Below are 4,153 nucleotides of genomic sequence, written 5' to 3'. Positions count from 1 at the left end.
GGCATTTATGCCTATCGTGCAGGTTTCCTGCAACGCTATTCCGAAATGGAAGTTTCTCCTTTGGAAACCATTGAATCTCTGGAACAATTGCGCGTCCTGTGGCACGGTTATCCGATTGCTGTTGAAATTGCCCAAGAAGCGCCAGCCGCCGGCGTGGATACACAGGAAGATTTGGACAGGGTAAGGGCTGTGTTCGAGGCCGTCTGAAAGGAAAAAACATGAATGATTTACGCCATTTGAGCCGTGACGAACAAAAACTGCTTGCCGATGTCGCTTTGCTGGTCAAAGACGACGATCAAGAGTTCAACTACGAAATGTTGAAAGTGGCCGCGCCCGACGAGGCCAGCGGCGAATTTTGGTTTCGCATGGCAGAAATGCTCAGCACCCTGCCGCCCAACCAATCCTTAGATTTGCGCATGACCGGCGGACGGTTGGCGGTCGCCGTATCGATTTTATCGGTGTTGTTGCAGGAAAGCCCCGATATTCCCCAGCTTTGGGCACAAAAAGTGATTGCGCTCAACTATCTGGCACACGGCCATCGGACACGCGCCCTCGGTTTAGCGCAACAGCCGGATAAAGCGGCAGAAGCCAACGAGGAAGAATATTTGGCAAAAGCCTTGTCCCAAAACCTACTTTCCACGTTGAAAGACGCATTGGAACGCTTCCCCGAAGACAGCTGGTTTATCGAAATGCGCGATGATGCGTGGCAGCACTTTGGCTCAGAGCAGGCCGTCTGAAGTTTTGAACGATAAACGCAAGGCGTGTAGAATTAAACAAACATCAAATCCATAAACCAAGAAGGACTCATCATGAAAGTATTATTGTTGGGCGCACCAGGCGCCGGCAAAGGCACACAGGCTCAATTCATCACTGCTGCATTCGGCATTCCTCAAATCTCTACCGGCGATATGCTCCGTGCTGCCATCAAAGCAGGCACTCCGCTGGGTTTGGAAGCAAAAAAAATCATTGATGAAGGCGGTTTGGTACGCGACGACATCATTATCGGCATGGTCAAAGAGCGTATTGCCCAAGACGACTGCAAAAACGGTTTCCTGTTTGACGGTTTCCCACGCACATTGGCACAAGCCGAAGCGATGGTTGAAGCTGGTGTGGATTTGGACGCGGTTGTTGAAATCGACGTACCCGACAGCGTGATTGTCGACCGCATGAGCGGCCGCCGCGTGCATTTGGCTTCCGGCCGTACTTACCACGTTACCTACAATCCGCCTAAAGTTGAAGGCAAAGACGACGTAACCGGCGAAGATTTGATTCAACGCGACGACGACAAAGAAGAAACCGTGAAAAAACGCCTTGCCGTTTACCACGAGCAAACCGAAGTTCTGGTTGATTTCTACAGCAAACTGGAAGGCGAACACGCGCCTAAATACATCAAAGTCGACGGCACCCAAGCAGTAGAAGCCGTGAAAGCCGAAGTATTGAAAGGTTTGGGCAAATAAGTTTTGCTGAAGTAAAATCATGAGGCCGTCTGAAAAAATATTTTCAGACGGCCTTTTGTGTACAAAAGCTGTTAAAATCGAAGCTATAACCGTTTCCGCAGGCATCTTATGAATCCCTTGATCTCCGACTTCCAAACTCAGCAACAACGTACTCCCGTTATCGTCGCCCTTGATTTTGCCAACGAAAAAGATACGCTCGGATTTGTCCGCAATCTTGACCCGGCATTGTGTCAAATCAAAATCGGCAAAGAGCTGTTTACCGCAACCGGCCGTAATTTGGCAGAAAGCTTAATCAATCAAGGTTTCAAACTTTTCCTCGATTTGAAATACCACGATATTCCCCACACAGTTGCTCAGGCCTGTAAAGTTGCTGCCGATATGGGCGTTTGGATGGTCGATATGCACGCCTCCGGTGGCCGCCGCATGATGGAAGCTGCAGCAGAAGCCGTTGCCGGATATCAAACCAAGCCGCTCCTAATCGGCGTAACCGTGTTGACTAGCATGGAACAAAGCGACTTGTCCGAAATCGGTTTGAACATCGCCCCTGAAGAACAAGTCATCCGCTTGGCGAAACTGGCGCAAAGTTCAGGCTTGGACGGCGTGGTATGTTCCGCTCAAGAAGCCGCACCATTGCGTCGTGAATTGGGACAGGATTTTGTCTTGGTCACACCAGGTATCCGCTTGGACGTTGCAGGCAATAATGACGACCAACGCCGTATTATGACACCGGCCGAAGCATTGGCTGCCGGTTCAACCTATTTGGTAATGGGCCGTCCGGTAACCAAAGCTGCCGATCCGGTAGCCGTATTGCGTGAAGTCAATCGAGTAGCCAACGCTTAAGGCCGTCTGAAGTATGAAGACGATTGTGATTGGTGCGACAGGCGCAACAGGAAAATCCTTGTTGCCTTTACTTGCAACCAGTTCAGAGGTTGAGTCTATCGACTGCTTCGGTCGCAGACATCCTGATTTTACCCACCAAAAGCTAAATAGCCATCAGATTGATTTTTCTCAGCCTGATGATTGGCGCGATGAAGTACAGGATGATTGTTTGCCTGCTTGGGAACAACCCTGAAAGCAGCAGGAAGTAAAGAAGCGCAATGGGCAATTGATTATGAGGCAAATCTTGAATTTGCCAAAGCCGCACGAGAAAACGGCGTCAATACTTTGGTTTTGATTTCCGCTTCCGGTGCAAATTCTGCTTCGCGCCTGTTTTATCAACGGATGAAGGGCGAATTGGAGCAAGCAATTATCGCTTTGAATTTTCCTCACCTTATTATTTTCCGCCCGCCATTGCTGATTCGTCCGAACAGCGACCGCTTGGGCGAAAAAATAGCAGAACGGATTTTTCGCGTACTCAACCGCATCGGCATGCTGAAAAACCAACGTCCACTTGCTGTCGAAAAATTGGCGCAAGCCATGCTGAAAGCAGCGTTGTTGTCATCTCATGAACAGGCGTCGTACTCGAAAAACCATATGCAGGTATATGAGCCTCAAGATATTTTTAGGCTGTTAGATCAATAAACCGATAACAAGCCTTACACAGAGATTTTAATGGAGCCAGTATGGTAACCAAGTTCCAACAAGAAACCCTCAAATCCCGTTTTGCACAAGCCAAAGTCCTTGTTGTCGGCGATGTGATGCTCGACCGTTATTGGTTTGGCGATGTGTCCCGCATTTCTCCTGAAGCCCCTGTGCCGGTGGCGAAAATCGCCCGTATCGACCAGCGGGCGGGCGGGGCGGCAAACGTTGCGCGCAATATCGCTTCATTGGGCGGCAAAGTAGGGCTGTTGTCCGTGACTGGCGATGATGAAGCTGCAGATGCGTTGGACGCATTGATGATGCAAGACGGCGTTGCTTCCTATCTGATGCGCGACAAGCAAATTGCGACTACTGTCAAATTGCGCGTTGTTGCCCGTAATCAGCAGCTTATCCGACTTGATTTTGAAGAATCGCCTCATCGTGAAGTGTTGGAACAAATCAAGCATCAATATTGCGAAGTGTTGCCTGAATACGATGCCATTATTTTTTCAGATTACGGCAAGGGCGGCCTGTCGCATATTTCCGATATGATCGATTGGGCGAAACAGGCCGGTAAACCTGTTTTAATCGACCCCAAAGGCGATGATTACGAAAAATATGCCGGCGCTACGCTGATTACGCCTAACCGTGCAGAGTTGAAAGAAGTGGTGGGTAGCTGGAAAAACGAAAATGATTTGACTGAAAAAGCCCAAAACCTGCGCCGTCATCTTGATTTGACCGCGATTTTGCTGACCCGAAGTGAAGAGGGTATGACCCTGTTCAATGAGGGCGAGCCGATTTATCAGCCTACACGGGCCCAAGAAGTCTATGATGTATCGGGTGCAGGCGATACCGTTATTGCCGGAGTGGGCTTGGGTTTGGCCGCTGGTTATACCATGCCCGAAGCGATGCACCTTGCCAATACTGCGGCAGGTGTTGTCGTGGCAAAACTTGGTACAGCGGTTTGCTCGTTTGCCGAATTGACTAAGGCATTGGAAGAGCAATAATTGCGGTTTCAGACGGCCTTAAAATCTAAAGGCCGTCTGAAAATAGAGTTGGAAAATAATCCAGACAGACAAGTTTTTATTTTTAGACAGCATGATTTCTTCAAGGCCGTCTGAAAAATCAAAATAAAGGAAATTCATTATGACCATTATCGTAACAGGCGCGGCCGGCTT

At 49.2% G+C, this 4,153-nt stretch carries 6 protein-coding genes and 1 pseudogene; all 7 read left to right on the top strand.

Annotation, left to right across the window (positions count from 1 at the left end):
• Positions 1 to 207: pseudogene (locus ACTHS3_RS10495) on the top strand (3-deoxy-manno-octulosonate cytidylyltransferase); the annotation flags it as partial.
• A gap of 11 nt (positions 208 to 218) precedes the next feature.
• Positions 219 to 737, top strand: coding sequence for a hypothetical protein (locus ACTHS3_RS10490; RefSeq protein ID WP_004520816.1), 519 nt, complete (start codon positions 219 to 221; stop codon positions 735 to 737).
• A gap of 72 nt (positions 738 to 809) precedes the next feature.
• A complete protein-coding gene (gene adk / locus ACTHS3_RS10485; protein WP_003746105.1) occupies positions 810 to 1,457 on the top strand; it encodes an adenylate kinase in 648 nt (215 codons plus the stop codon).
• Positions 1,458 to 1,565: 108 nt separating this feature from the next.
• Entirely contained in the window at positions 1,566 to 2,297 is a 732-nt protein-coding gene (gene pyrF / locus ACTHS3_RS10480; RefSeq protein WP_049335590.1) for an orotidine-5'-phosphate decarboxylase, read from the top strand.
• Between the two features lie 13 nt (positions 2,298 to 2,310).
• The gene (locus ACTHS3_RS10475) at positions 2,311 to 2,529 is read left to right on the top strand and encodes an NADH dehydrogenase (RefSeq protein ID WP_004520812.1); all 219 of its coding nucleotides are present in this window, start codon (positions 2,311 to 2,313) and stop codon (positions 2,527 to 2,529) included.
• Positions 2,514 to 2,978 carry a hypothetical protein gene (locus tag ACTHS3_RS10470; protein WP_004520811.1) on the top strand — a complete coding sequence of 155 codons (465 nt, stop codon included), beginning with the start codon at positions 2,514 to 2,516 and terminating at the stop codon, positions 2,976 to 2,978. Before ACTHS3_RS10475 ends, ACTHS3_RS10470 begins: the two co-directional genes overlap by 16 nt.
• 41 nt (positions 2,979 to 3,019) lie before the next feature.
• Positions 3,020 to 3,982: a D-glycero-beta-D-manno-heptose-7-phosphate kinase gene (rfaE1, locus tag ACTHS3_RS10465; RefSeq protein WP_004520810.1), complete on the top strand. Its 963-nt coding sequence runs from the start codon at positions 3,020 to 3,022 to the stop codon at positions 3,980 to 3,982.
• The last annotated feature ends 171 nt before the right edge of the window (positions 3,983 to 4,153 follow it).

This window comes from Neisseria sp. P0009.S007 (assembly GCF_051962515.1).
The sequence above is the reverse complement of the archived record's forward strand: the minus strand, read 5'-3'. Positions and strand labels throughout refer to the sequence as shown.

Bases quoted from the DNA above. Each gene is read 5' to 3' on its own strand.
- ACTHS3_RS10490 (WP_004520816.1), top strand. From the start codon at position 219: ATGAATGATTTACGCCATTTGAGCCGTGACGAACAAAAACTGCTTGCC.
- adk (WP_003746105.1), top strand. From the start codon at position 810: ATGAAAGTATTATTGTTGGGCGCACCAGGCGCCGGCAAAGGCACACAG.
- pyrF (WP_049335590.1), top strand. From the start codon at position 1,566: ATGAATCCCTTGATCTCCGACTTCCAAACTCAGCAACAACGTACTCCC.
- ACTHS3_RS10475 (WP_004520812.1), top strand. From the start codon at position 2,311: ATGAAGACGATTGTGATTGGTGCGACAGGCGCAACAGGAAAATCCTTG.
- rfaE1 (WP_004520810.1), top strand. From the start codon at position 3,020: ATGGTAACCAAGTTCCAACAAGAAACCCTCAAATCCCGTTTTGCACAA.